The sequence below is a fragment of the Stenotrophomonas sp. GQ19 genome (genome assembly GCF_059758695.1).
On the sequence record NZ_JCAXES010000002.1, the window covers coordinates 110,870 to 135,904 of the forward strand.

19 protein-coding genes, 1 pseudogene and 1 riboswitch are annotated in these 25,035 nt (G+C 67.6%); of the genes and pseudogenes, 6 read left to right on the forward strand and 14 right to left on the reverse strand.

Features of this window, described 5'->3' with window-relative positions:
* Positions 1 to 183: 183 nt before the first annotated feature.
* On the forward strand, positions 184 to 2,181 hold the full coding sequence (locus AC6CHL_RS04665; RefSeq protein WP_038686956.1) for a M2 family metallopeptidase: 1,998 nt from the start codon (positions 184 to 186) through the stop codon (positions 2,179 to 2,181).
* A gap of 158 nt (positions 2,182 to 2,339) precedes the next feature.
* Here the strand turns inward: AC6CHL_RS04665 and AC6CHL_RS04670 are convergent, their stop codons facing one another.
* The 3 genes from AC6CHL_RS04670 to AC6CHL_RS04680 all read right to left on the reverse strand — a co-directional run bounded on the left by AC6CHL_RS04670 (position 2,340) and on the right by AC6CHL_RS04680 (position 5,094).
* Positions 2,340 to 2,732, reverse strand: coding sequence for a hypothetical protein (locus tag AC6CHL_RS04670; protein ID WP_038686954.1), 393 nt, complete (start codon positions 2,730 to 2,732; stop codon positions 2,340 to 2,342).
* A 79-nt stretch (positions 2,733 to 2,811) separates the two neighbouring features.
* Positions 2,812 to 3,705 (reverse strand): siderophore-interacting protein, encoded by an 894-nt coding sequence (locus tag AC6CHL_RS04675; RefSeq protein ID WP_038686953.1) that lies wholly within the window; start codon positions 3,703 to 3,705, stop codon positions 2,812 to 2,814.
* Positions 3,706 to 3,870: 165 nt separating this feature from the next.
* Positions 3,871 to 5,094 carry a multidrug effflux MFS transporter gene (locus tag AC6CHL_RS04680; RefSeq protein WP_448134178.1) on the reverse strand — a complete coding sequence of 408 codons (1,224 nt, stop codon included), beginning with the start codon at positions 5,092 to 5,094 and terminating at the stop codon, positions 3,871 to 3,873.
* Between the two features lie 294 nt (positions 5,095 to 5,388).
* A riboswitch (glycine riboswitch) is annotated at positions 5,389 to 5,490 on the forward strand.
* An 88-nt stretch (positions 5,491 to 5,578) separates the two neighbouring features.
* On the opposite strand from AC6CHL_RS04680, the gene gcvP reads away from it, so the two are divergent.
* A complete protein-coding gene (gene gcvP / locus AC6CHL_RS04685) occupies positions 5,579 to 8,458 on the forward strand; it encodes an aminomethyl-transferring glycine dehydrogenase (protein ID WP_498293576.1) in 2,880 nt (959 codons plus the stop codon).
* 728 nt (positions 8,459 to 9,186) lie between these two features.
* Here the strand turns inward: gcvP and AC6CHL_RS04690 are convergent.
* The gene (locus AC6CHL_RS04690) at positions 9,187 to 10,569 is read right to left on the reverse strand and encodes an amino acid permease (protein ID WP_448134180.1); all 1,383 of its coding nucleotides are present in this window, start codon (positions 10,567 to 10,569) and stop codon (positions 9,187 to 9,189) included.
* An 81-nt stretch (positions 10,570 to 10,650) separates the two neighbouring features.
* Positions 10,651 to 11,358 (reverse strand): AraC family transcriptional regulator, encoded by a 708-nt coding sequence (locus tag AC6CHL_RS04695; RefSeq protein ID WP_038686947.1) that lies wholly within the window; start codon positions 11,356 to 11,358, stop codon positions 10,651 to 10,653.
* 175 nt (positions 11,359 to 11,533) lie between these two features.
* Here AC6CHL_RS04695 and AC6CHL_RS04700 point away from each other — a divergent pair, with 175 nt between their 5' ends.
* Both AC6CHL_RS04700 and AC6CHL_RS04705 read left to right on the forward strand, forming a co-directional pair.
* On the forward strand, positions 11,534 to 13,618 hold the full coding sequence (locus tag AC6CHL_RS04700) for a catalase (RefSeq protein ID WP_498293578.1): 2,085 nt from the start codon (positions 11,534 to 11,536) through the stop codon (positions 13,616 to 13,618).
* 29 nt (positions 13,619 to 13,647) lie between these two features.
* A pseudogene (locus AC6CHL_RS04705) lies at positions 13,648 to 13,893 on the forward strand (HupB); the annotation flags it as partial.
* A gap of 81 nt (positions 13,894 to 13,974) precedes the next feature.
* Here the strand turns inward: AC6CHL_RS04705 and AC6CHL_RS04710 are convergent.
* From AC6CHL_RS04710 to hflK, 8 genes are all read right to left on the reverse strand, one after another.
* Positions 13,975 to 14,751 (reverse strand): hypothetical protein, encoded by a 777-nt coding sequence (locus AC6CHL_RS04710; RefSeq protein ID WP_498293580.1) that lies wholly within the window; start codon positions 14,749 to 14,751, stop codon positions 13,975 to 13,977.
* Between the two features lie 212 nt (positions 14,752 to 14,963).
* Positions 14,964 to 17,087, reverse strand: a complete 2,124-nt coding sequence (locus AC6CHL_RS04715; protein ID WP_498293582.1) for a methyl-accepting chemotaxis protein — start codon at positions 17,085 to 17,087, stop codon at positions 14,964 to 14,966.
* 88 nt (positions 17,088 to 17,175) lie between these two features.
* Positions 17,176 to 17,613 carry a hypothetical protein gene (locus AC6CHL_RS04720; RefSeq protein WP_038686941.1) on the reverse strand — a complete coding sequence of 146 codons (438 nt, stop codon included), beginning with the start codon at positions 17,611 to 17,613 and terminating at the stop codon, positions 17,176 to 17,178.
* Positions 17,576 to 18,181: a helix-turn-helix domain-containing protein gene (locus AC6CHL_RS04725; RefSeq protein ID WP_244880184.1), complete on the reverse strand. Its 606-nt coding sequence runs from the start codon at positions 18,179 to 18,181 to the stop codon at positions 17,576 to 17,578. The genes AC6CHL_RS04720 and AC6CHL_RS04725 overlap by 38 nt, the downstream gene beginning before the upstream one ends.
* 198 nt (positions 18,182 to 18,379) lie before the next feature.
* A complete protein-coding gene (locus AC6CHL_RS04730) occupies positions 18,380 to 19,672 on the reverse strand; it encodes an adenylosuccinate synthase (protein WP_038686937.1) in 1,293 nt (430 codons plus the stop codon).
* 332 nt (positions 19,673 to 20,004) lie between these two features.
* Positions 20,005 to 20,190: a DUF2065 domain-containing protein gene (locus AC6CHL_RS04735; RefSeq protein ID WP_038686935.1), complete on the reverse strand. Its 186-nt coding sequence runs from the start codon at positions 20,188 to 20,190 to the stop codon at positions 20,005 to 20,007.
* Positions 20,191 to 20,260: 70 nt separating this feature from the next.
* Positions 20,261 to 21,124 (reverse strand): protease modulator HflC, encoded by an 864-nt coding sequence (gene hflC / locus AC6CHL_RS04740; RefSeq protein ID WP_038686933.1) that lies wholly within the window; start codon positions 21,122 to 21,124, stop codon positions 20,261 to 20,263.
* Entirely contained in the window at positions 21,121 to 22,245 is a 1,125-nt protein-coding gene (gene hflK / locus AC6CHL_RS04745) for an FtsH protease activity modulator HflK (protein WP_038686932.1), read from the reverse strand. Before hflK ends, hflC begins: the two co-directional genes overlap by 4 nt.
* A gap of 205 nt (positions 22,246 to 22,450) precedes the next feature.
* On the opposite strand from hflK, the gene AC6CHL_RS04750 reads away from it, so the two are divergent.
* Both AC6CHL_RS04750 and pilH read left to right on the forward strand, forming a co-directional pair.
* Positions 22,451 to 23,446 (forward strand): YhdH/YhfP family quinone oxidoreductase, encoded by a 996-nt coding sequence (locus AC6CHL_RS04750; protein WP_463601456.1) that lies wholly within the window; start codon positions 22,451 to 22,453, stop codon positions 23,444 to 23,446.
* 89 nt (positions 23,447 to 23,535) lie between these two features.
* Entirely contained in the window at positions 23,536 to 23,919 is a 384-nt protein-coding gene (gene pilH / locus AC6CHL_RS04755) for a twitching motility response regulator PilH (protein ID WP_038686928.1), read from the forward strand.
* A 115-nt stretch (positions 23,920 to 24,034) separates the two neighbouring features.
* Here pilH and AC6CHL_RS04760 read toward each other — a convergent pair whose 3' ends face one another.
* On the reverse strand, positions 24,035 to 24,931 hold the full coding sequence (locus tag AC6CHL_RS04760; protein WP_038686926.1) for a DnaJ C-terminal domain-containing protein: 897 nt from the start codon (positions 24,929 to 24,931) through the stop codon (positions 24,035 to 24,037).
* Positions 24,932 to 25,035 lie beyond the last annotated feature (104 nt).

Here is a 25,035-nt window from a genome sequence, read left to right on the forward strand (position 1 = left end):
ACGAGCCTCCAGGGATGGATTCACGGCGTGTCCCGCCAACCCACCCACGCCGACCCGCTTCCGGAGCGTCGCAGCCAACTGCTTTTAAAGGACGAACGGAGCGGACGTTGCTGCCCTGCCCCTTGCGGTGTGACGGACGCTTCACTAGCCTTCGCCGGTCTGTCACCACCCAAGGATGTCCCCGTGAACCACCGCCCGCTCCTGCTGGCCCTGGCTGTCAGTGCTGCCGCACTGACGCTGGCGGCCTGCCAGAAGGAAACGACCCCGGCCGATGCCCCCGCCGCGGCTGCTGCCACCCCGACCGAAACCGCGGACCAGTTCATCGCCCGCGTCAACGCCGAGTACAAGGCCATGTACCCGGAAATGACCTCGGCACAGTGGCTCTCCTCGACCTACATCAACGAGGATTCCGAGCGCGTGGCGGCCAAGGCCAACGAACGCTGGCTCACCGTCCTCAACGGCTGGATCACCCAGGCCGGCACTTACGACGGCAAGCCCATGAGCGAGGATACCAAGCGCCAGATCCACCTCCTCAAACTCATGACCTCCATGCCCGCCCCGCGCGACCCGGCCAAGCTCTCCGAGCTCACCCGCATCGCCAGCCGCATGGAAGGCGCCTACGGCTCGGGCAAGTACTGCACCGATGACGCCAACCCCGCCACCTGCCGCCAGCTTGGCGACCTCGAACAGGTCCTGGCCCGCAGCCGCGACTACGACAAGCAGCTTGACGCCTGGCAGGGCTGGCACGCCACCACCAAACCCATGCGCGCCGACTACCAGCGCTTCGTCGGCCTGGTCAACGAAGGTGCCAAGGAAATGGGCTTCGCCGACGCCGGCCAGATGTGGCGCAGCGGCTACGACATGCCCCCCGAGCAGATCGGCCCGGAAACCGACCGCCTGTGGGAACAGGTCAAGCCCATGTACGAACAGCTCCACTGCTACGCCCGCACCAAGCTGGATGACACCTACGGCAAGGACAAGGCCGAAACCGAGGGTGGCCTGATCGCCGCCCACCTGCTCGGCAACATGTGGCAGCAGGACTGGTCCAACCTCTGGGACCAGCTGGAACCGTATCCCGGCGCCGGCAGCCTGGACATCACCGCCGCACTGGAAAAGCAGTACCAGACCAACCTCAGCGGCGCGCTGGCCAAGGCCGGCGGCAACAACGCCACCATCGAAGCGCAGTTCAAGGCGCAGCGCGAGGCCGAACTGCGTACCGCCAAGCAGATGACCGAACGTGCGCAGGACTTCTACGTCTCGCTCGGCATGCCCGCGCTGCCCAAGTCGTACTGGGACAAGACCCAGTTCATCAAGCCCCTGGACCGCGACGTGGTCTGCCACGCCAGCGCCTGGGACATGAACATGGACGGCGACGTGCGCACCAAAATGTGCATCAAGCCCACCGAAGAAAACTTCACCACCATCTACCACGAGCTGGGCCACATCTATTACGACCTGGCCTACAACCCGCTGCCGCCGCTGTTCCAGGGCGGTGCCAACGATGGCTTCCATGAAGCGATCGGCGACACCATCGTGCTGGCCATGACCCCGCAGTACCTCAACTCCATCGGCCTGGTCGACAAGCCGCAGGAAAGCCGCGAGGCCACCATCAACGCGCAGATGCGCATGGCCCTCAGCGGCGTGTCGTTCCTGCCGTTCGGCCTGATGATCGACCGCTGGCGCTGGGGCGTGTTCGATGGCTCCATCACCCCGGACCACTACAACCAGGCATGGTGGGACCTGAAGGCCAAGTACCAGGGCGTGGCCCCGGTGGGTGCGCGCGGTGAGGAGTTCTTCGATCCGGGCGCCAAGTACCACGTGCCGGGCAACACCCCGTACACCCGCTACTTCCTGGCGCGCATCCTGCAGTTCCAGTTCTACAAGGGCCTGTGCGATGCCTCCGGCTACAAGGGCCCGCTGCACCAGTGCAGCTTCTACGGCAACAAGGAAGCCGGGCAGAAGTTCTGGGCGATGCTGAGCAAGGGCGCCAGCCAGCCGTGGCAGGCCACGCTGCGCGAGATCACCGGCGGCGACAAGCTCGATGCCGGCCCGATGATCGAGTACTTCACCCCGGTCAACGACTGGCTCAAGCAGCAGAACCAGGGCCAGATGTGCGGCTGGAAGGCACCGGCGGCCACCGCCGCGGCCACCCCGGCCGCGACCGCACCGGCGGCACGCTGACCGTGCGCTGGGGCCGGCTGTTGGGCGGCCCCACTGCTACATGAAAAAAACCGGCCGAAAGGCCGGTTTTTTCTTGTTTGCTGTCGGTGGCTTTGGATGGATCTGATGACATCCGAACCGACTGCAGCCACGCATGGCGTGGCTCTACCCCCCCGGCCTCAGGAGTGCGTCGGGGTCTTCAGGCTGGCGGCGAGTTCGGCCTTGAACTGCTCGAAATCCTTGCCGTCGGCCTTGGCCTCGGCATGCGCGGCGTCCTTCAGTGCATCCGAATACACCAGGCGCACCGGCGTGCCTTGGCGTTCGTGCAGTTCGGCGGCCTGCATGATCAGCGCCAGCACGCGGGCGGCACTGGGGGTCTGGCCGGCGATACGGCCGTCCATGCCCAGCACCCATTCGCCATCGCGACGCACCACGCCAGCCAGCAGCGTGCGCTGCTGGTCGCGCAGTTCCGCATGCGGTTCGACCGGCGGGGCGGCGGCCTGCTCACGGTTGGCGGCCTGGGTTTCACGGCGCCGGCGGATGTCGCGGCGCAGTTTGGAGGTGGTCGACATCAAGAACGTCCGGACTGCATCAAAGCGCCAAGGATACCGCACGTGCCCCGCCAGGCCGGCCGCTGGCCACCGCCACCCCTCAGTCCAGCACCTTGCCGTGGCGCCAGTACCCCATGAAGGTGATGGCCCGTTTGTCGATCCCGCAGTCCTTCACCAGGTGCCGGCGGATCGCCATCACCGCGCCGGCTTCACCGGCGACCCACGCGTACAGCCCGCCGCCCGGCGCACTGGCCTGCTCCCACAGGATGTCCTGGTCGATGTCGATCTCGGCCAGGTCCTGCTCGGCCGCGCGCAGCCCCAACGGCCCGACCCGCGCCTGCACCGCCTGCTGCAGCAGCTGCCCGTGGGCGGCGCCCTCGCGGGCCAGCCAGAACAGCTGCGCCCCCACCGGGGCCGCCAGCGGCAGCACGTCGGCGTCGTGGGCCACTTCCAGGAAGGCCTGCACCTGCGGCGGATGCGGCCAGCGGGCCAGGTCTTCCAGGATGCCGGCCACCGCCGGCAGCGCGGTCTCATCGGCCACCAGCAGCACCCGCTGCACGTCGGCCGGCGGCTTCCACTCGAATCCCTGGCTGCTGTCGGCCACCTGTGCATCCGGGGCCAGCAGGCCGATGCGGTCGCCGATGCGGGCATGGGTGGCCCAACGTGAGGCCGGGCCGGTCTCCCCGTGCAGGACGAAATCGACGTCGACCTCGCCGGCCTCCGGGCGCAACGCGCGGATGGTGTAGGTCCGCATCGGGGCGCGTTCGCCCTCAGGCAGGGCGCGGTAGCGCGCGTACCAGTCCTCGCCCTGCGGCACCTGCGGCGCGTCCTGGCCGGGCAACGGGAAGAACACCTTGATGCGCTGGTCCGGCCCGTCGGTCTTCATGTTGGCCACGTCGGGCGCGGCGAACACCATGCGGGTCAGCGACGGGGAAAGGACGGTGCGCTGCTTGAGCGCGACGTCGAACAGGCGGTAGGTCTGCTGTGCAGCCATGCAATCACCCTGGAGTGCGGCGGACACGGACGGCCCGCAGGGGAATGTGTTGGCTGTCGTGGTGCACGAACTGGCTGGCGAGCACACAGAATACGCCGCCACCGCAGGTTGGCAATGGCGGCGGCACCGCGGTTGCGCACGACGCAACCGTGGCGTGCGCGCGGCTTATTCGATGGGCGTCAACAGCGCGCGGCGCTGCTCGCAGTGGCGTTCCCAATACCAGAAACTGGCGCCCACGGCGAAGAAGCCCGCATAGCCCAGCGCAAGATGCAGCGGCTTGGCACTGAGCAGCGGCGAGACCACGCCGGCCACCACGGTGTTGATCATCAGCTGGATGAACATCTGCATCGACGACGCCAGCCCGCGCTGGTGCGGGTACATGTCCAGCACCGCCAACGCCAGGATCGGGAAGATCAGCGCCATGCCCACGCCCCCCAGGAAGATCGGCAGCACCGCCCACGGCAGCATGATCTGCGGCACGGCCAGCACATAGCCCAGGTTGAGCACCGCCGACACCGCGCACAGGCCGAAGCCGATGCCGATCTGGCGCTGCGCGGTCAGGCGCCCGGCCATGCGCCCGGACAGGAACGAGCCCATCGTCATGCCGCCGATGGTGGGGATGAACAGCCACGCAAAGCCGCCCTCGCCCAGCTTGAGGTGCTGCATGACAAACACCGGTGCCGAGGCGATGTACAGGAAGATGCCGGAGAAGTTGAACGCGCCGGCCGCCGCCAGCCGCAACAGGCGTGGGTTGGAGCCCATGCGCAGGTAGCTGCGCAGCAGTTCGCGCATCGACAACGGCGTGCGCGCCTCCACCGGGTGGGTTTCAGGCAGCCACTTGCCGGTGGCCAGCAGCAGCACCACCCCGAACAGCACCAGGAACCAGAAAATCAGCGGCCAGTCGCCCCCGCCCAGCAGGATCCAGCCGCCGATGATCGGCGCGATCGCCGGGGCCACGCCGAAGATCATCGACACCTGGCTCATCAGGCGCTGCGCGTCGGCCCCGTGGTACAGGTCGCGGATCACGGCGCGGCCGACGATCACCCCGACCCCGGCGGTGACGCCCTGCAGCGCGCGGAACACCAGCAGCGTGGTCATGTCACGTGACAGCGCGCAGCCGATCGAGGCGCCGATGAACAGCACCAGCCCGCCGATGATCACCCGCTTGCGCCCGAACGCATCGGACAGCGGGCCGTGCGCCAGGCTCATCAGGCCGTAGAACAGCAGGTACACGCTGATGGTCTGCTGCACCGCGACCTGGTCCACCTGCATGCGCTCCCCCAGCAGCAGGAAGGCCGGGAAAATGGTGTCGATCGAGAACGGACCGAACATCGCCAGGCCTGCAAGCAGCAGGGCCAGGCGGCGGGTCGAGGGCGAGGCGGGCGTCATGCGGTCTTCCGTCTGGGCCATGCGCGAATGCACGGCGGGCGCCAGCCCGGAACGGGCGGCGCCAGATGAATACGAGGATCCGGCCATGATAGGCCTTTGCCGGCCCCCGCACCATGCCAACGGGTGCCATTCGGAGGCGTCTGGAGGCCCCCATTCATCCCGGGTGGGGCCGCAGTCGGCAAGGCCGCTGGGCTATAATCGCCGGGCTACATGGTGGGAGAAGCGGCGCTTTGTTTTGAAGCACCCGCTGCCGAAGGCGCAACGCCCGTAATCGCTCAGGCCCGATACCACCCGCATCAAAACTCTGGAGAGACCGGCCAGTGCCGGCGCCGAAGGGGCACGAAGCACGCAGATGCGCGCTTTTAAACTCTCAGGCAAAAGGACAGAGGGGCACCCAGGAAGACCGCAAGGTCCGGCGGTTCGCGCGCGTCTGCGATGCACCCCGACCCGGCAGACTTCCGAACGTGCGTGCCCACTCTTCGAGATGCCAGCCATGTCCCAGAACACCCCTTCCCTGCGCGAGCTTGAACACAGCCACGCGTTCGTCGAACGCCACATTGGCCCCAACGACGCCGAAATCGCGCAGATGCTCGACGTGGTCGGCCACGCCTCGCTGGACGCGCTCACCGATGCGATCGTGCCCGCCGGGATCAAGTCGCCGGCGGCGCTGGCGTTGCCCGAGTCGCTGACCGAAGTGCAGGCGCTGGCCAAGATCCGCGCCATCGCCGACAAGAACCAGGTGTTCCGCACCTTCATCGGCCAGGGCTACTACGGCACGCTCACCCCGAACGTGATCCTGCGCAACGTGCTGGAAAACCCGGCGTGGTACACCGCCTACACTCCGTACCAGGCCGAGATCTCGCAGGGCCGCATGGAAGCGCTGATCAACTTCCAGACCCTGTGCGCCGACCTGACCGGCATGGAAATCGCCAACGCCTCGCTGCTGGACGAAGCCACCGCCGCGGCCGAAGCGATGACCCTGGCCAAGCGTTCGGCCAAGAGCAAGTCCGACACCTTCTTCGTGCACGACGCGGTGCACCCGCAGACGCTGGAACTGCTGCGCACGCGCGCCGAGCCGATGGGCATCGTGCTGCGCGTGGGCACCCCGGCAGAAGCCATGGAAGCCGAAGCCTACGGCGTGCTGCTGCAGTACCCGGACACCTTCGGCCATGTGGGTGACTACAAGGCGCTGGCCGATGCCGTGCACGCGCGCGGCGGCCTGGTTGCCGTGGCCACCGACCTGCTGGCGCTGACCCTGATCGCCGCGCCCGGCGAATGGGGCGCGGACATCGTGGTCGGCAACTCGCAGCGTTTCGGCGTGCCGTTCGGTTTCGGCGGCCCGCATGCCGCGTTCATGGCCTGCCGCGACGCCTACAAGCGCTCGATGCCGGGCCGCCTGATCGGCGTGTCGGTCGACGCCCAGGGCAACGCGGCCTACCGCCTCACCCTGCAGACCCGCGAGCAGCACATCCGCCGCGAGAAGGCCACCTCCAACATCTGCACCGCCCAAGTGCTGCTGGCGGTGATGGCCTCGATGTACGCGGTGTACCATGGCCCGGACGGCCTGACCCGGATCGCCCGCCGCACCCACCGCCTGGCCGCGATCCTGGCCAATGCGCTGCGCGCTGCCGGCGTCAACGTGGGCGAGCACTTCTTCGACACCCTGCACGTCAAGGACATCGACGCCAAGGCGATCCACGCCAAGGCCGCGGCGGCGCGCATCAACCTGCGCGCGATCGACAGCGAAGCGGTCGGCATCAGCCTGGATGAAACCACCACCCGCGACGACATCGTGGCCCTGGGCCAGCTGTTCGGCGCCAAGGTGGATGTGGATGCGCTGGACGCCAGCACCGCCGACGCGCTGCCGGCCGGCCTGGTGCGCACCAGCGCGTTCCTGACCCACCCGGTGTTCAACACCCACCACAGCGAGCACGAACTGCTGCGTTACCTGCGCTCGCTGGCGGACAAGGACCTGGCCATGGATCGCACCATGATCCCGCTGGGCAGCTGCACCATGAAGCTCAACGCCACCGCCGAGATGATTCCGGTGACCTGGGCGGAGTTCGCCAATATCCACCCGCTGGCCCCGGCCGACCAGGCCACCGGCTACAAGGAACTGATCGAGAGCCTGGAAGCGATGCTGGTGGAATGCACCGGCTACGACGCGGTGAGCCTGCAGCCCAACTCGGGCGCGCAGGGCGAATACGCCGGCCTGCTGGCGATCCGCGCCTACCACCGCTCGCGCGGCGACGACCACCGTGACGTGTGCCTGATCCCGGATTCGGCGCACGGTACCAACCCGGCGTCGGCGCAGATGTGCGGCATGAAGGTGGTGGTGACCAAGACCGACGCCAACGGCAACGTCGACGTCGACGACATCCGCGTCAACGCCGAGAAGTACAGCGACCGCCTGGCCGCGATCATGATGACCTACCCCTCCACGCACGGCGTGTTCGAGGAAGAGGTGGTGGAGATCTGCGAGATCATCCACAAGCACGGCGGCCAGGTGTACACCGACGGTGCCAACATGAACGCTCTGGTGGGCGTGGCCAAGCCCGGCAAGTGGGGCTCGGACGTGTCGCACCTGAACCTGCACAAGACCTTCTGCATTCCGCACGGCGGCGGCGGCCCGGGCGTGGGCCCGTGCGCGGTCAAGTCGCACCTGGCGCCGTTCCTGCCGGGCAAGCTGGGTGACAACGGCCCGGTGGGCATGGTCAGCGCGGCCAGCTTCGGCAGCGCCTCGATCCTGCCGATCAGCTGGATGTACATCACGCTGATGGGCACCGCCGGCCTGCGCAAGGCCACCCAGGTGGCCCTGCTCAACGCCAACTACATCGCCACCCGCCTGGCCCCGCACTTCAAGACCCTGTACACCGGCCGCAACGGGCTGGTGGCACACGAGTGCATCCTGGACGTGCGCCCGCTGGAGAAGACCTCCGGCATCGCCGCCGAGGACGTGGCCAAGCGTCTGATCGATTTCGGCTTCCACGCCCCGACGCTGAGCTTCCCGGTCGCCGGCACGCTGATGGTGGAACCGACCGAAAGCGAATCGCTGCACGAGCTGGACCGCTTCATCAACGCGATGATCCAGATCCGCGAGGAAATCGCCGCGATCGAAGACGGCCGCCTGGACCGCGAGGACAACCCGCTCAAGCACGCCCCGCACACCGCCACCGCGGTGTCGGCCAGCGAATGGGCGCACGCCTACCCGCGTGAGCTGGCGGCCTTCCCGCTGGCCAGCCTGCGCCAGCAGAAGTACTGGCCGCCGGTGGCGCGCGTGGACAACGTGTACGGCGACAAGAACGTGATGTGTGCGTGCATCCCGGTGGATGCCTACAAGGAAGACGAGGGCGTGGAGGTGTAAACCTCCCTGCCCTGCTGCGACAGGAAACGGCCCGCGCAAGCGGGCCGTTTCTGTTTGCGGGATGCCCCTTCGCACGTGATGCTGGAAACGCCGGTCCCTGGTCGGCTGCCATTTCCCCCGGTAACGCCGGCCGCTGGCCGGCTCCCATTTACCCCGGTAGTGCCGGCCGCTGGCCGGCTCCCACGGATGCCGATCGGCATGGTGCAGAGCCGGCCAGCGGCCGGCACTACCGGGTTTCGATCGGTGAGGTGATGAGCCGGCCAGCGGCCGGCACTACCGGGTTTTGATCGGTGGTGTGATGTGCCCGCCAGCGGCCGGCACTACCGTCAATCCGCCCTGCGGCTGACGCGTACGCGGCGGGCGACTTCGCTGCTGATGGCGCTCACCGCGGTGAGCGCGGCCCTGCCGCGACAGGAAACGGCCCGCGCAAGCGGGCCGTTTCTGTTTGCGGGATGCCCCGTCGCACGTGATGCCGGTAACACCGGTCCCTGACCAGCTGCCATTTACCCCGGTAGTGCCGGCCGCTGGCCGGCTCCCACGGATGCCGATCGGCATGGTGCACAGCCGGCCAGCGGCCGGCACTACCGGGTTTCGATCGGTGAGGTGATGAGCCGGCCAGCGGCCGGCACTACCGGGTTTCGATCGGTGAGGTGATGAGCCGGCCAGCGGCCGGCATTACCGGGTTTCGATCGGTGGTGTGTTGTGCCGGCCAGCGGCCGGCAGTAGCGTCAATCCGCCCTGCGGCTGGCGCGTACGCGGCGGGCGACTTCGCTGCTGATGGCGATCACCGCGGTCAGCGCGGCCATCGACAGGAACTGCAGGCGGGTGTGCGACTCGGACAGCAGCAGGCCGAAGATCAGCGCCAGCACGCCCAGGCCGATTACGGTGAGGTACGGGTAACCGGCCATGCGGAACGGCAGGCGGGTGCCGTCGCGGTTGGCGCGGTGGCGCAGGATCAGCTGCGACAGCAGCGAGATCGTCCACACCAGCAGGCAGGTCGAGCCGACGATGTTGAGCAGCACCGGCAGCACCTTGTCCGGGAACAGCAGTTCCATCACCGTGGCCGCAAAGCCGAACAGCACGCTGGCCAGCACCGCGATGATCGGCACCTGGCGCGGGTCGGTCCAGCCCAGCACGGCCGGGGCCTCCTGGCGCTGGGCCAGCGAGTACATCATGCGCGAGGCGCCGTAGAGGTTGGCATTGAGCGCCGACAGCAGCGCGATCACCGCGATCAGGGTAATCGCCGTGGCCGCGCCGGGAATGTTGGCCACCTGCAGCACCGCCGCGAAGGGCGACTTCAGCGCTTCGCTGGTCCACGGCACCACGGCGATGATCACGCTGAGCGAGCCGATGTAGAACACCAGGATGCGCCAGGCCACGGTGCGGATGGCGCGCGCGATGCTGCGCTCGGGGTCTTCGGTTTCGGCCGCGGCCACCGCCACGATCTCGGTGCCGCCAAAGGCGAACACCACCACCAGCAGCGCCGCGCCCACACCGGCCAGGCCCTTCGGCGCGAACCCGCCGTGCGCGGTGAAGTTGGACAGGCCCGGCGAGGCCACGTCCGGCAGCCAGCCCATCAACAGCGCCACGCCGATCAGGATGAAGGCGATGATCGCCACCACCTTGAGGATGGCGAACCAGAATTCGAACTCGCCGAAGTTCTTCACCCCGAGCAGGTTGATCGCGGTGAAGAACAGCATGAAGGCCAATGCGGCCATCGGCACCGGCACCGCCGGCCAGACCGTGGCCAGCAACCCGGCCGCGCCCACCGCTTCGGCGGCGATCACGATCACCAGCTGTACCCACCACAGCCAGCCCACGGTGGCCCCGGCGGTGGCACCCATGGCGTCGGCCGCGTACACCGAGAACGCACCACTGGTCGGCTTGGCGGCTGCCATCTCACCCAGGGCGTTCATCACGATGATCACCAGCGCGCCGGCGACCAGGTAGGACAGCAGCACCGCCGGCCCGGCCGCCTGCACGCCCACGCCCGAGCCCAGGAACAGGCCCGCGCCGATCGCGCTGCCCAGTCCCATCATGATCAGCTGGCGGGGCTTGAGCGCGTGGCCCAGGCGGGGAGCGGCTGGCGTCGGAGTCGGGGATGCGGGCATCGGAATCGCTTGGCGGGCAACAGGTGCAACACGATACCTGTTCGGCCGGGCTGCGGCATAGGCCACAGGGCCCAGCCCGGCCTAGCGGTCGCGCTCGCCGATCTGCGCGCGGTAGCCGCGCGGGGACACCCCCACCTCGGCCTTGAACTTGCGGGTGAACGCGCTCTGGTCGGTGAAGCCGCAGGCCTGGCCGATGCTGGCGATGCTGTCGCCGCCGTGCAGCAGGTGCACCGCCATCTGGATGCGCAGGCGGGTGAGCACCTGCTGCGGGGTCATCTGGAACACCTTGCGGAAGGTGCGCTCCAGCTTGGACAGCGAAAACCCGGTGATGTCCAACAGGGTCTGCATGCGCACGTTCTCGGCGTAATGCGCGTTCAGGTGCGCCAGCGCCAGCCGCAGCTGCTCGTACTGGGTGCCCAGGCTGTCCTTCTGGCCGAGGTCGCGCGAAATGCCAATCAGCCCCTTGACCTGCCCGTCCACCAGCAGCGGCCGCTTGCAGGTCAGGCACCAGCCCGGCTCGCGGTTGGCGAACAGGTGCAGCTCCATCAGGTTCTCGATCACCCGCCCGGCCAGCACCTGTTCGTCCTGGCTGGCGTAATCGGCCCCCAGCCCGGTGGGATAGATCTCCGCCGCGGTGCGCCCGATCACCTCCTTGCGCGACTTCAGGCCCAGCCGGCGCAGCATGGTCTGGTTGATGTGCGTATAGCGCCCGTCGCGGTCCTTCATGAAGAACAGCACGTCGGGGATCGCATCAAACAGGGCTTCGATGTCGGCAGGTTCTACGCGCATGCGGCAACAGGTGGCGGAAGATTCGAGCCAAGGATACCCGTCCGGCTGCGCGCCACCCAGCGCCAGGGCGCGGCATGTGAAGCGCGGGTGGATGCGCGCCGGGCTTTTCGCACCCGCGATTAACGCCGGCCACGCCAGTGTGGGGGTTGCCTTCCCGCCAGCCCGGAGCCGCCACATGGCCGCCAGCAAGCCCCGCACCAAACCCGCCCCTCCTGCCGACAGCCGTGGCCAAGGGGACGAACTGCACCAGCACGCCGGTGGCACCCACCCGCCGCTGACCACCAACCAGGGCATTGCGGTTGCCGACAACCAGAACTCGCTGCGCGATACCCCGCGCGGGCCGACGTTGCTGGAAGACTTCATCCTGCGCGAGAAGATCACCCACTTCGACCATGAGCGCATCCCCGAGCGCATCGTGCATGCGCGCGGCAGCGCGGCGCACGGCTATTTCGAGCTGACCCGTTCGCTGGAAGAATTCACCCGCGCGCGCGTGCTGACCGAAGTGGGCGTGCGTACCCCGGTATTCACCCGCTTCTCCACCGTGGCCGGTGGCGCCGGTTCGGTGGACACCCCGCGCGACGTCCGCGGCTTCGCGGTGAAGTTCTACACCCGCGAAGGCAACTGGGACCTGGTCGGCAACAACATCCCGGTCTTCTTCATCCAGGACGCGATCAAGTTCCCCGACCTGATCCACGCGGTAAAGATGGAACCGGACCGCGCCTTCCCGCAGGCAGCCAGTGCGCATGACACCTTCTGGGACTTCGTGTCGCTGATGCCCGAATCGATGCACATGATCATGTGGGCGATGAGCGACCGCACCATCCCGCGCTCGCTGCGCACCATCGAAGGCTTCGGCATCCACAGCTTCCGCCTGCTCAACGAAGCCGGCGAATCCACCTTCGTCAAATTCCACTGGCGACCCAAGCTGGGCATCCAGTCCACGGTGTGGGACGAGGCGGTGAAACTGCAGAGCGCCGACAACGACTTCCATCGCCGTGACCTGTTCGAGGCGATCACCGCCGGCGACTTCCCCGAGTGGGAACTGGCCGTGCAGCTGTTTACCGAGGAAGACGCCGAGGCGTTCCCGTTCGATCATCTGGACTCGACCAAGATCATCCCCGAATCGCTGGTGCCGCTGACCGTGATCGGGCGCATGGTGCTGGACCGCTGGCCGGACAATTTCTTCGCCGAAACCGAACAGGTGGCTTACTGCCCGGCCAATGTGCCGCCGGGCATCGACTTCAGCAACGACCCGCTGCTGCAGGGCCGCTTGTTCTCCTACCTGGATACCCAGCTCAGCCGCCTGGGCGGGCCGAACTTCCACCAGATTCCGGTCAATGCGCCCAAGTGCCCGTTCGCCAACCACCAGCGCGACGGCCACATGCAGATGCAGGTGCCCAAGGGGCGCGTTGCCTACGACCCCAGTTCGCTGCAGGACGACACTCCGCGCGAAACTCCCGAGGGCTTCCCGAGCCATGCCACGGCGCCCGATGACGGGGTCAAGGGCCGCGTGCGCGCGGCCAGCTTCGCCGATCACTACAGCCAGGCGCGGATGTTCTTCCGCAGCCTGGAAGCGCCCGAACAGGCCCACCTGGCCTCGGCACTGGTGTTCGAGCTGTCGAAGGTGGAAACAGCGAAGGTGCGCGAGCGCACGGTGAGCCACCTGCGCAACATTGATGACGCGCTGGCCAAACGCGTTGCGGCGGGCCTGGCGATGCCTGCCCTGCCCGATCCCGCGCCGACCGCCACCCCGGCGCAGGATCTCCCCAAGGCGCCGGAAGTGCGCGTGATCGGCCGCACCAAGGACCTGCTCAAAGGCCGCTGCATCGGCATCCTGTTCGACGAAGGCTCCGACGCCGGATTGATCAACAACCTGCGCAAGGCCGCCGACAAGGCCGGTGCCAGCGTGAAGCTGGTCGCGCCGAAGTTGGGCGGCGGCAAGCTCAGCGACGGCAAGACCCTGGCGGCCGATGGCCAGCTGGCCGGTACGCCGTCGGTGGTGTTCGACGCGGTTGCCGTGGTGCTCAGCAACGAGGCCGCCAAGCGCCTGCTCAAGGAATCGGCGGCCATCGATTTCGTCGCCAACGCGTGGGTCCACCTGAAGGCCATCGCGGCCGACGAGGGTGCGCAGGCGCTGCTCAAGGCGGCCCGCGTGGGCAACGATGCGGGCGTGGTGGAAGCCGAAGATGCGAAGGCTTTCCTCACTGCTGCGGCAACCCGCCAGTGGGCGCGTGAACCCAAGGTCCGCATGCTGGCCTGACCTCATCCACCGCGTACAGGAGATCTTCGATGCCCCGGGGTGACAAATCCACCTACACCGACAAGCAGAAGCGTCAAGCCGCGCACATCGAAGAAAGCGAGAAGGATCAGGGCCGCAGCGAAGCTGCGGCCGAACGGATCGCCTGGGCCACCGTCAACAAGCAGGATGGCGGGGGCCGGAAGGATGGCGCGGCGAAGAAGGCGGTGAAGAAAGCGACGGAAAAGACGAAATCTGCGCGCACGGCCGCGGCGCGAACACCTGCAAAGAAAGCGGCGCGCTGAATCGCCCAACGGATGCGGCAGCGTCGGACTGCCGCATCCCTACCGGAGCCGGGTCCTACGTAGCAGCGATACAGCTCAGCGTGGCTCGGCGGCTGGCGTGCGCGCAGGCGTGGCCTTCACCTGGCCCGGCAGCACCACCGACTGCATGCGTTTGATCGCCGAGATCGGCACCGCTTCGGCACGCTGCTGTTGCGGCCACCACAGGAACACGAACCCGGTGCTGCTGCCGAGCAGGCGCGCGGTACCGGGCAACGCGGCGGTATCGCCTGCCAGATGCACGGTGACCGCACTGCCCTGCCCGCCTTCGCGGATGTTCTCGGCCTTGTCCAGGGAGTAGATGGCCGCTCCCAGCGCCATGAAGAACGCCACCGCCATGCACACACCCGTGAGTGGCCGCATGCCGGACATGTCCCAACTGGTCAGCGCCGAACGCGAAAACAGCACCCGCCAGCCCCAGTGCCGCGCCCGCAGTGCGTCCACCCGGGCCGGATTGCGTCGGCGCAGCGTGTCCGGCCAACCGACCAGGATCGCCAGCAGGGCGCCGCCCGCCAGGATCGCCGCGTACGCCGGATCGCGCAGGCCGGCGACCAGGAAATCGCTCACCTGCACGTAGTCCAGGATCGACAGTTGGAAACCGCGGTAGAAAAAATAACTGGACCACAGCCCCAGCAGCGACAGCAGCACATACCCGGCGCTGACGATCAACGCCGGCTCCTGCCGCAGCAGCCGCCACACCACCATCACCACCGAATCCTCGTTGCCCTGCACCACCGGCAGCACCGACCAGTCGGTGGGCGGCGCGATGCCCGCAGCAGGCACCGGGTCGGTGGTGAGGTGTGCAATGGCCGGCACATCGCCGTGGATGTCGCCTGAATAGGTGAAACGTAAGTAATCCCAAGATCGAGCCAGGCGGGCGTGTGCGCCAAGGGCGTCACCACCAACGGTGGTGACCTACCGTGTTGGGGCGGAGCGCCAAAAAAGAAGGCCCTGCGCAAGCAGGGCCTTTTCATTGTCACCCCGGCGTCAACGCTGCCAGGCAGCGCGACGCGCGGGTGCACGGAAAACTACGCCGCGCGGCGGGCAGCCACGGTCCGGGTGCCCTGCTCCAGCTTGAACACCGCCACCGATTCGCTCAGCGCGTGCGCCTGTTCTTCCAGCGCGCGGCTGGCCGCGGTGGCTTCTTCCACCAGCGCCGCGTTCTGCTGGGTCACCTGGTCCATCTGCACCACCACCTGGTTGACCTGCTCGATGCCGGCGGCCTGTTCCTTGGTGGCCGCGGCGATGTCGCTCATCAGCTGGTTGGTACGCGAGCTGGCCTGGGTGAGCCGGGCAATCGCCGCTTCGGATTCCACGGTGACGCTCAACCCGGTCTTGACCTTGTCGCTGGCCTCACCGATCAGGTCCTTGATCTCCTTGGCCGCCGTACCGGCGCGCTGCGCGAGCGTGCGCACTTCGCTGGCAACCACCGCAAAACCACGCCCGTTCTCACCGGCACGCGCGGCCTCGACGGCAGCATTGAGCGCCAGGATGTTGGTCTGGAAGGCGATGCCGTCGATCACCGAGGAAATCTCGGAGATGCGCGCGGAGGATTTGTCGATCTCGCTCATCACCGTGGCCATCTGCGCGATCGCCTGCTCGGTGGCGCGCACGGCGACGCCGGACGCATGCGCCTCCTGGTCGGCCTGGCTGGCGAGTTCTGCGTTCTGGCGCACGGTCGAGGTCAGCTCTTCCATCGAGGCAGCCGCCTCTTCCAGGTTGGCAGCCTGCTGCTCGGTGCGGCGCGACAGGTCGTTGTGGCCGGCGGCCAGTTCCTGCGCGGCGTCGTTGATGCTGCCGGCGGCGCCCTGGATCTGCTGCACGATACCGGTCAGCTGTGCCGCGGTGACGTTGGCATCGTCGCGCATCTGCGCGAACACACCTTCGTAATGGCCTTCCATGCGCGAGGTGAGGTCACCGGTGGAAATGGCGCGCAGCACCTGCGACAGATCGGCGATGCTCGACTGCGAGCTGGCCATCATGCCGTTGAGGTTGGCCACCATGGCGCGGAACTGGAACTGGAACGCGGCTTCATCGCCACGCACCGAGAAGTCACCGGCGCGCGCGGCGCTGGCCAGCGTGTCGATCTGCTGGTTGATCGCCATCAGGCTGCTCTTGACCGTGGCCATGGTGCGGGTCAGCAGTGCCTTCTCGCCCGGGTAGCTGTCCAGGTCGCGGCTGAGGTCGCCGATGGCGTAGTCCTGCATCACATCGACCATGTGCGACTGCACGGCCACGTGCGAGCCCACCAGTTCGTTGGTGGCACGCAGCATGTGCCCGTAATCGCCCGGCAACGCGGCCGCGTCCATCCGGTAGCTGATCGCACCGGCTTCGTGCTGCTGCGCCATCTGCAGCTGCGCGGTGATGGCGGCCTGCACGTTCTGGCGCACGCTGCCCATGGCATTGCCCAGCAGGGTGAGCTCGTCGCGGCCGCCCAGGCGGAAATCCTGGTCCAGCTCGCCACGGGCCATGCGGTCGGCCAGGCCCACCGCGCGGGCCAGCGGCCCGGTCAGGCTGCGCCCGATCAGGATCGAGGCGGCAATGCCGACCAGCAGCGCGATGCCACCGAGCACCAGCAACTGCAGCAGGGTGCGCTCGCCCAGGCGGATCGCCTCGGCCGCGGCCTCGCGGCTTTCCTTCTCTTCATAGGCCACGCCATTGGCCAGCGCCTTGTTCCAGCCGTTGGCCGCGTCCTGCACCGGGCCCAGGGTCAGGGCGACCGCGCCGGGGAAATCGCCTTGCTCCATCAGCTCGCTGGTCTGCTTGTTGAGCGGACGTGCGGTGGCGCGCCTGGCCGCGATCTGCTCGCCGATCGCCTTGCCTTCTGCATCGGTGGGCAGCGCCTGGTAGGCGGTCCAGCTGGCCTCGTAGCGCTTGACCAGCGCGGCAATGCGCGCCTCGTCGGCCTCGCGGTCCTGCCCCTGGCGGATCAGCATTTCACGACGCACGACCATCATCTGGTTGTTCGCATCGAGCATTTCCGACAGCAGCCGCACCTTGGCGACGCCAACCTCGACCACCTGCTGCATCGCGTGCTTCTGCACCGCGCTGCCGGTGGCGCCGGTGGCCACCACGGCCGCCACCAGCAACAACAACAGGCCAAAGCCCATACCAAGACGCCAGACGACTCTGACGTTACGCAAAAAATCCATGGGGACATCCAAGAACGTGGGGGGTGAGGGGGTATCGGCCCACGCCCGGACGTTCTTGATCACACTTTCTTAACGGAATGGCTCCCATTCACCTTGGAGTGGACGGCCTGGGGTCATCCAGTTGCTCCCACGCGATACGCACGGCGTCGCACGCCTGGATCAGGTCCACCACCAACCGTTCGCTTACATCAAGTTCGCCTTCGTACTCGGCAATGTTGCGTTGCTGGTGGCACTTGTCCAGCACCCGCCACACCTCGGGCCCCGCACCCAGGGTATGCGGCAGTGTCTGAAAAACGATATAGCGGTGCGACGGACGAAAACCCTGCCGCCGCAGTGCAGCCAGGCAGAGCGCGTGGGCCGCGTTGTACGCCAGGTCGAAGCGGCCCTCCAGGGACAGCGTTGTGTTGCGCGCATCCTGCAGGCGGGCCAGGCCTGACCGTCGCAACCCCTCGATTTCGCGTGTATCCGGGAGCTCGACGCTCAGCGGTTTACCCGGTCCGGCCAGATTCTGCAGCGCTGAGTTCATCGTCTCCTCCAATGATCCAGATCTTGGGCTGTGCCAAGACCCGCATCAAGAAGGAATTTTCATCGTGAATACGCTTGGATAATTCAGCGGTTGAATAGAGCGTCGGATTCACCGGACGGCCGAGATGCGCGTCGACGCTGTCCAGGGCCTGCATGACATCGGCATAACCCAGCGTGTCGGACACGATAAGCAGATCGATATCGCTACGCGCCGTATCGCTACGTTTGGCGACCGAGCCATATACAAAGGCCGCCTTGACCTGTTCCCGAACGGGAGCCAGCGCCTCTTGCAGCGGGCCGGCGAGGCCCACCGTCTTCTGCACGATCGCCACCAGCTCGTCGTGGAGCGGTGAATCCGCATTGGCCTGATAGCGCTTCTGATTGCCCGAGCGCCTGAGCGTGACCAAACCTGCGGCGGCCAACTTGGCCAGTTCGCGCTGCACTGCACCGGACCCGGCGCCGATCGCCGAGATCAATTCGGCAACGCCGAACTCGCGCCGCGGTTGACCAAATATCAGGCCGAGTACGCGCTGCTGTGTCTGCGTAAACAGTGCATCGGCCAGACCCATCGGGCGGTCGGCTACGCGGGCGGCTGGATTGGATCTAATACCCATATTGGGTACGTTAATACCCAGATTGGGTATATGCAAGCAGGACAGCGCCTGTGGCAGGGACAGAACCGAAAAAGCCCCGCTTTCGCGGGGCTCCTTCGTGCTTCTGCCTGGTGCGGTGGCAGTGCCGAGCAGGGCTCGGCACTACCGGGTGGCTCAGGCGAACGGGTCCTGCAGGACCATGGTGTGGTCGCGGTCCGGGCCGGTGGAGACGATGCTGACCGGGCAGCCGGCCAGCTCTTCCAGCGCACGCAGGTAGGCGCGGGCGGCCGGCGGCAGGTCGTCCCAGTTGGTGATGCCGTGGGTGTTCTCGGTCCAGCCCGGGAACTCCAGGTACACCGGGGTGCACTCTTCCCAGCCCTGCGCGTCCAGCGGGGCGTATTCGGTACGCTTGCCGCGGTATTCGTAGGCGATGCAGACCTTCAGCTTTTCCATGCCGTCCAGCACGTCCAGCTTGGTGATGCACAGGCCGCTGATGCCGTTGATGGCCACGGCGCGCTTGAGCGCGACGATGTCCATCCAGCCGCAGCGACGCGGGCGGCCGGTCGAGGCACCGTACTCGGCACCGCGGTCGCGGATGCCCTGGCCGACTTCATCGTCCAGCTCGGTCGGGAACGGACCACCGCCGACGCGGGTGGCGTAGGCCTTGGCGATACCCAGCACGTAGTCGATCGCGTCCGCGCCGACGCCGGCACCGGCCAGTGCGCCGCCCACGGTGGTGTTGGAGCTGGTGACGTACGGGTAGGTGCCGTGGTCGATGTCCAGCAGTGCGCCCTGGGCGCCTTCGAACAGCACGCGCTTACCCTGCTTGCGCAGGTCGTGCAGGATGCCGGCAACGTCGGACTTCATCGGCTCGACGTACTCGCCGAAGGCCAGTGCTTCGTCGTAGGTCTTCTGGAAGTCGACCGCGTCGGTCTTGAGGTAATTGGTCAGCACGAAGTTGTGGTAATCCAGCGCGGTGCGCAGGAGTTCTTCCAGCTGCGCCGGGTAGTGCAGGTCGGCGATGCGGATGCCGCGACGCGCCACCTTGTCTTCGTACGCCGGGCCGATGCCACGGCCGGTGGTGCCGATCGCCTTGCCGCCGGCAGCGCGTTCGCGCGCCTGGTCCAGGGCGATGTGGTACGGCATGATCAGCGGCGCGGCCGGGGAGATCTTCAGGCGCGAACGCACTTCGACGCCGGAGGTTTCCAGCTCGGCGATTTCCTTCTGCAGCGCAGCCGGGGAGATCACCACGCCGTTGCCGATCAGGCACAGCGCGTCGGCACGCAGGATGCCCGACGGGATCAGGTGCAGCACGGTCTTCTTGCCATTGATGACAAGCGTGTGGCCGGCATTGTGGCCGCCCTGGAAACGTACTACGGCACCGATTTCCTCGGTGAGCAGATCGACGATCTTGCCCTTGCCTTCATCGCCCCACTGGGCACCAAGCACTACGACAGACTGACCCATGACGGGCTCCTCATATGTTGCGGCCATCGGGGCCGCGGACGGGTAAACCGTGGCGGGGCTGGCCAGCGCGGTGATGGCGGCTCCAAACGGGGAGCGGCCGGCGATGGAAGGCCCAGACACGGAAAAAGCCGAACGGGGAGGCCCGTCCGGCTTTTTTGCATTATCCGGGTTTCCTTGGGCAGGTGCCACCCCGCTGGAGGCGGGCGTTGGCAACCGGTCAGGACCAGGGGCCGTAGCGCCGGTCCCTGCCCGGCCGCTGATGCGATCCGGTAGTGCCGGCCGCTGGCCGGCTCCTCAGCCAAGGTCGCGAGCCGGCCAGCGGCCGGCACTACCTAGTGTTTCAGCCACCACAGCGTGGTCAGCCCGGCCAGCAGGATCACCCCGCCCCAGGTGCGCAGTGTGGCGCTGCGCAGCATCAGCAGGTGTTCGGCCATGCGCTTCCAGGCCAGCGGGGCGGCGAACAGGAACAGGCCTTCGAGCACGGCCACCAGGCACAGGGCCGAGAACAACTCTTTCATGACATCTCCACCAACAAAACGGGGACCCGGTCTGCACCGGGTCCCCGTGGGTTACCTGCCGCCTGCGGCCTCAGCGATCGCTCTTGAGGTACTGCAGGAACGGGTCGTTCTTGTCGAGCACGATCACGCCGTTGCCGTCGGCCATCGAGCCACGATAGGCCTCCAGGCTGCGGTAGAAGGCGTAGAACGACGGGTCGGCCGAGCCGGCCTTGCCGTAGATGCGCGCGGCTTCGGCATCGCCGACACCGCGCAGCTGCTGCGCATCGCGCTCGGCTTCGGCCACGATCACCGTGCTGTCGCGGTCGGCCTGGGCACGGATGGTCAGCGACTGCTCCTCACCCTCGGCACGCAGCTTGGCCGCTTCCTGCTTGCGCTGGGCGCGCATGCGCTCGTACACATCGTTGATCACCTGGCTGTCGGTGGGCAGGTCGATCTGCTTGATGCGCAGGTCGATGATCTGCATGCCGAGGCCCTTCACCGCTTCGTTGATGCCGGTCAACTGCCCGGCAATCAGCTCGCTGCGGTCACCGGACACCAGCTGCTGCAGCGAGCGCGAGTTGATCTGGTTGCGCAGCGAGTCGGTGATGATCGGGGCCAGGCGCGCATCGGCCACGCTGGCATCGCCACCGGTGGCACGGTAGTAATCGCGCACGTTGGAGATGTACCCGATGGCGAAGAAGTCGACGCTGACGTCCTTCTGCTCGGCCGTGAAGTAACGCGCCGGGGCAGTGGCGAGCACCTGGAAACGGCGGTCGAACACCCGCACCGTTTCCACCAGCGGCACCTTGAAGTGCAGGCCCGGCTTGATGTCGGCACGGACCACCTTGCCCAGGTTGAGCACCATCGCGGTCTGGTCTTCACGGACGACGTATACCGAGCCCAACAGGCCCAGCAGGGCGGCCACGGCCAACCCGATCCAAAGGGAACTCTTCATCGGCTGACTCCTTCACGACCGGTGGGGCGGGTGGTCGGGCGTTCGGTGTTGCGCACGCCATCCACCGGCGTGCTGGCCGGCAGCGACGGCAGCATCACTTCCGGGGTCACGGCCGGTGCGGCCGGTGCGGCAGCGCCGCGGGTGTCGCCGGGCATCGGCACGTAGATCAGCTGGCGGCCATCGCCCCCGATGATCTTGCGGTTCTGGCCGAGCACCTGCTGCACGGTTTCCAGCCACAGGCGCTTGCGGGTGACTTCCGGGGCGTCCTTGTACTGGGCCTGCAGCAGGGTGAAGCGTTCGGCGTCACCCTCGGCCTTGGCCACGGCGGCCTGCTTGTAACCTTCGGCCGTGGTGCGGGCACGCGAGGCCTGGCCGCGCGCTTCCGGCACGACTTTGGCCGCGTAGGCCTGGGCTTCGTTGATCAGGCGTTCCTTGACCTGCTGGGCGCCGTTGACCTCGTCGAAGGCCGGCTTGACCTCTTCGGGCGGGCGCGCATCGGGCAGGGTCAGGCCGGTCACGGCCAGGCCGGTGCGGTAAGCCTTCAGTGCGGCCTGCAGGCGTTCCTGGGCAACCAGCGCCAGCGGGCCGCGGTTGTTGAGGACGGCGTTGAGGTCGGCACGGCCCACCTGCTCGCGGACCGCGCTCTGCGCGGACTGCTCCAGCACCTGGTCGGCTGCCACCGTGCCAAACAGGTACAGGCGCGGGTCGTCGATGCGGTACTGCACGTTGACCGAGACGTTGACGATGTTCTCGTCACGGGTCAGCACCGGCACCTGGCTGCTGAACGTCTTGATCTGGGTGGCATTGACCTTGGTCACCGATTCGATCGGCCAGGGCAGCTTGAAGTTGGGGCCGGGCTGCAGGATCCGCGAGAACTGGCCGAAGCGCAGGACCACGCCGCGCTGCTGTTCGCCGATCAGCTGGAAGCTGGAGAACAGCAGCAGCAGAACCACCGCGACCGCCACCCAACGCAGGATGTTGCCATCGAAGAGATCCTTGAGCGGGCCGGGAAAACCGCCCCAACCGCTGCCATTGCCGCCACCGCGCGGGCCAAACGGCCCTCGTCGGTTCTCGTCGGGACCTTGTCCGCCCTTGTTGCCGCCGGGTGTATTCCAGGCCATGCACGCTCCATCAGTGAAAGGTTGCCTGCGGGCCATTCCGCACCGTCAACCATGAATCCTGTTCGATTCTACTAGATGGGGCGGATCGGCAGGATTGGAAGGGGCAAGGGGCCAACGGGATCGATTCATGCGTTGCCCAGCCGGGGGTCCCGGCCCGCGCAGGCAGCAGGTAAGGTGTCGTTCCACACCCCATGAGGCCGCCCCCATGCCCCTGCCCGCCCCCTTCAACGCCTTCCGCATCCACCAGGACGAGCACGGCCACCGCAGCGGCATCGAGGCGATCGGCCTGGATCAGCTCAACCCGGGCGAGGTGGTGATCCGCGCGCAGTGGTCGTCGGTGAACTACAAGGATGCCCTGGCCGGCACCGGCAAGGGCCGCATCCTGCGCCGCTTCCCGCTGGTGGGGGGCATCGACGTCGCCGGCACGGTGGTGGCCTCCACCGACCCGGCCTACCGCGAGGGCGATGCGGTGCTGGCCACCGGCTGCGGGCTCAGCGAGACCCGGGACGGCGGCTACAGCCAGTACGTGCGGCTGGCCGCGAGCGCGGTGATCGCCCAGCCGGCCGGGCTGACCCCGCGCGAGGCGATGGTGCTGGGCACTGCCGGCTTCACCGCCGCGCTGGCGCTGCTGCGCATGACCGACAACCGGCTGACCCCCGCGCATGGCCCGCTGGCGGTCACCGGGGCCACCGGCGGGGTCGGCTCGTTGGCGGTGGACATCTTCAGCCGCGCCGGCTTCGAGGTGCATGCCATCAGCGGCAAGGCCGACCAGGCCGACTACCTTCACGGGCTGGGCGCCAGCCAGGTGTTGCCGCGCGAGGCGCTGGCCACGGGCAAACCGATGGAATCGGCGCGCTTCGGCGGCGGCCTGGACAATGCCGGTGGCCCCATGCTGGCCAGCCTGCTGGCGCAGACGGTGCCTTACGGCAGCGTGGTCAGCGCCGGCCTGGCGGCCAGCCCCGCGCTGGACATGACGGTGATGCCCTTCATCATCCGCGGCGTGTCACTCCTGGGGGTGTCGTCGGCGGCTGCACCGCGCGCGCTGCGCGAACAGGTGTGGGAAAAGCTCGCCGGCGATTGGAAGCCGCGCCACCTGGAGGCCATCTGCACGCGCGAAGTGGGCCTGGACGGATTGGCCGACGTGTTCGACGCGATGCTTGCGGGCGGCGCAGTGGGTCGCACGGTGGTACGGATCGACTGAGCGTTGCAGGGGGGCGACGGACGGCATGCCGGACGCTTCCCGGCCATGCGCGCGCGGCACTACACTGCGGGCATAACCTGGGGAACAACATGGCACGCATTCTGATCGTCGACGATTCACCGTCGCAGCTGCTGGGGATACAGCGCATCGTCGAAAAGCTCGGGCACGAGATCCTGACCGCCACCGATGGCGCCGCCGGGGTGGAAGCGGCCCGGGCGCAACTACCCGATCTGGTGCTGATGGACGTGGTGATGCCCAACCTCAACGGTTTCCAGGCCACCCGCACGCTGGCCCGCGATGCGAGCACCAAGCACATTCCGGTGATCCTGGTGACCACCAAGGACCAGGACACCGACCGCATGTGGGGCATGCGCCAGGGGGCCAAGGCCTACATCACCAAGCCGTTCTCCGAGGACGAACTGTCTGAAGTGCTGGAGCGCGTTTTCAGCAACCAGGAACCGCCGACGGCGTGATGCCGACGGCCGGCCCGGTAGGTACCGACCGTTGGTCGGTACGCACTGACGGTCGGTACGCACCAACGGTCGATGACACCGGTCGGTACGCCGATGCATCGGCGCACCGCCGGCATCACACCTTTTCGCCGAACGCCTTGGCCAGTGCCTTGTAGGCCTTCTTCTGCGCCTCTTCGGTCGGGGCCGGCGCCACGATCTCCAGCTCCACGATCTGGTCACCGTCCGGGTTGCCCGGCAGGCCGCGACCGCGCAGGCGCAGCTTGCGCCCGGCATCGGATTCGGCCGGCACCTTCAATTCCACCGACCCGCCCAGGGTGGGCACGCTGATGCTGGTGCCCAGCGCGGCCTGCCACGGCGTCACCTGCAGGGTGTACAGGATGTTGCGGCCGTCCACCTCGAACTGCGGGTGCTCGGCATATTCCACTTCCAGCAGCAGGTTGCCGCCGCCGGTGCCCTGCCCGGTCAGCCGGATCACCTGGCCCGGGCGGATGCCCTTGGGCACGCGCACGTCCAACTGCTTGCCGTTGACGTTGATGCGCAGGCTGTCGCCGGTATGGGCCGCTTCCAGCGGCACCGACAACTTGGCGCGGGTGTCGCGGGTGGGCTGCGGGCCCTGGCTGGCGCCGCCGAAGCCACTGGCACGGCCACCACCACCGCCGCGCTGGCGCGCGAACAGGCTTTCGAAGAAGTCGCTGAAGCCGCCGCCGCCGGCGCCGCCCCCAAACACTTCCTCGTAATCGAAGCCCTGGCCGCCGCCGTAGTTCGGCGGTGCATGGAACTCCTCGCCCGGCCGGTAGCCTTGGGCCTTGAGCTGGTCGTAGGCGGCACGCTTCTGCGGGTCGCGCAGGGCTTCATAGGCCTCGTTCACGGCCTTGAACTTGTCTTCCGCGCCGGCCTCCTTGCTCACGTCAGGGTGGTACTTGCGTGCCAACCGGCGGTAGGCCGTCTTGATCTCGGCATCGCCCGCGGTCGGTTCCACCCCGAGCGTGGCGTAGTAATCCTTGAATTCCATCGATACACCTCGAATAAGTTCGGTCGCCCGCGCCGGCGGGCACCGTCCCGTCAATTCTAGCCGCTGGCAGCGCCGCTGCCGTGACGCGCGGGCTTGATCCGGCG

What these genes read in the sequence shown, in the direction of transcription:
- AC6CHL_RS04670 (WP_038686954.1), bottom strand. Translation starts at nt 2,732, where the DNA reads ATGTCGACCACCTCCAAACTGCGCCGCGACATCCGCCGGCGCCGTGAA.
- AC6CHL_RS04675 (WP_038686953.1), bottom strand. Translation starts at nt 3,705, where the DNA reads ATGGCTGCACAGCAGACCTACCGCCTGTTCGACGTCGCGCTCAAGCAG.
- AC6CHL_RS04680 (WP_448134178.1), bottom strand. Translation starts at nt 5,094, where the DNA reads ATGACGCCCGCCTCGCCCTCGACCCGCCGCCTGGCCCTGCTGCTTGCA.
- gcvP (WP_498293576.1), top strand. Translation starts at nt 5,579, where the DNA reads ATGCCAGCCATGTCCCAGAACACCCCTTCCCTGCGCGAGCTTGAACAC.
- AC6CHL_RS04690 (WP_448134180.1), bottom strand. Translation starts at nt 10,569, where the DNA reads ATGCCCGCATCCCCGACTCCGACGCCAGCCGCTCCCCGCCTGGGCCAC.
- AC6CHL_RS04695 (WP_038686947.1), bottom strand. Translation starts at nt 11,358, where the DNA reads ATGCGCGTAGAACCTGCCGACATCGAAGCCCTGTTTGATGCGATCCCC.
- AC6CHL_RS04700 (WP_498293578.1), top strand. Translation starts at nt 11,534, where the DNA reads ATGGCCGCCAGCAAGCCCCGCACCAAACCCGCCCCTCCTGCCGACAGC.
- AC6CHL_RS04715 (WP_498293582.1), bottom strand. Translation starts at nt 17,087, where the DNA reads ATGGATTTTTTGCGTAACGTCAGAGTCGTCTGGCGTCTTGGTATGGGC.
- AC6CHL_RS04720 (WP_038686941.1), bottom strand. Translation starts at nt 17,613, where the DNA reads ATGAACTCAGCGCTGCAGAATCTGGCCGGACCGGGTAAACCGCTGAGC.
- AC6CHL_RS04725 (WP_244880184.1), bottom strand. Translation starts at nt 18,181, where the DNA reads ATGGGTCTGGCCGATGCACTGTTTACGCAGACACAGCAGCGCGTACTC.
- AC6CHL_RS04730 (WP_038686937.1), bottom strand. Translation starts at nt 19,672, where the DNA reads ATGGGTCAGTCTGTCGTAGTGCTTGGTGCCCAGTGGGGCGATGAAGGC.
- AC6CHL_RS04735 (WP_038686935.1), bottom strand. Translation starts at nt 20,190, where the DNA reads ATGAAAGAGTTGTTCTCGGCCCTGTGCCTGGTGGCCGTGCTCGAAGGC.
- hflC (WP_038686933.1), bottom strand. Translation starts at nt 21,124, where the DNA reads ATGAAGAGTTCCCTTTGGATCGGGTTGGCCGTGGCCGCCCTGCTGGGC.
- hflK (WP_038686932.1), bottom strand. Translation starts at nt 22,245, where the DNA reads ATGGCCTGGAATACACCCGGCGGCAACAAGGGCGGACAAGGTCCCGAC.
- AC6CHL_RS04750 (WP_463601456.1), top strand. Translation starts at nt 22,451, where the DNA reads ATGCCCCTGCCCGCCCCCTTCAACGCCTTCCGCATCCACCAGGACGAG.
- pilH (WP_038686928.1), top strand. Translation starts at nt 23,536, where the DNA reads ATGGCACGCATTCTGATCGTCGACGATTCACCGTCGCAGCTGCTGGGG.
- AC6CHL_RS04760 (WP_038686926.1), bottom strand. Translation starts at nt 24,931, where the DNA reads ATGGAATTCAAGGATTACTACGCCACGCTCGGGGTGGAACCGACCGCG.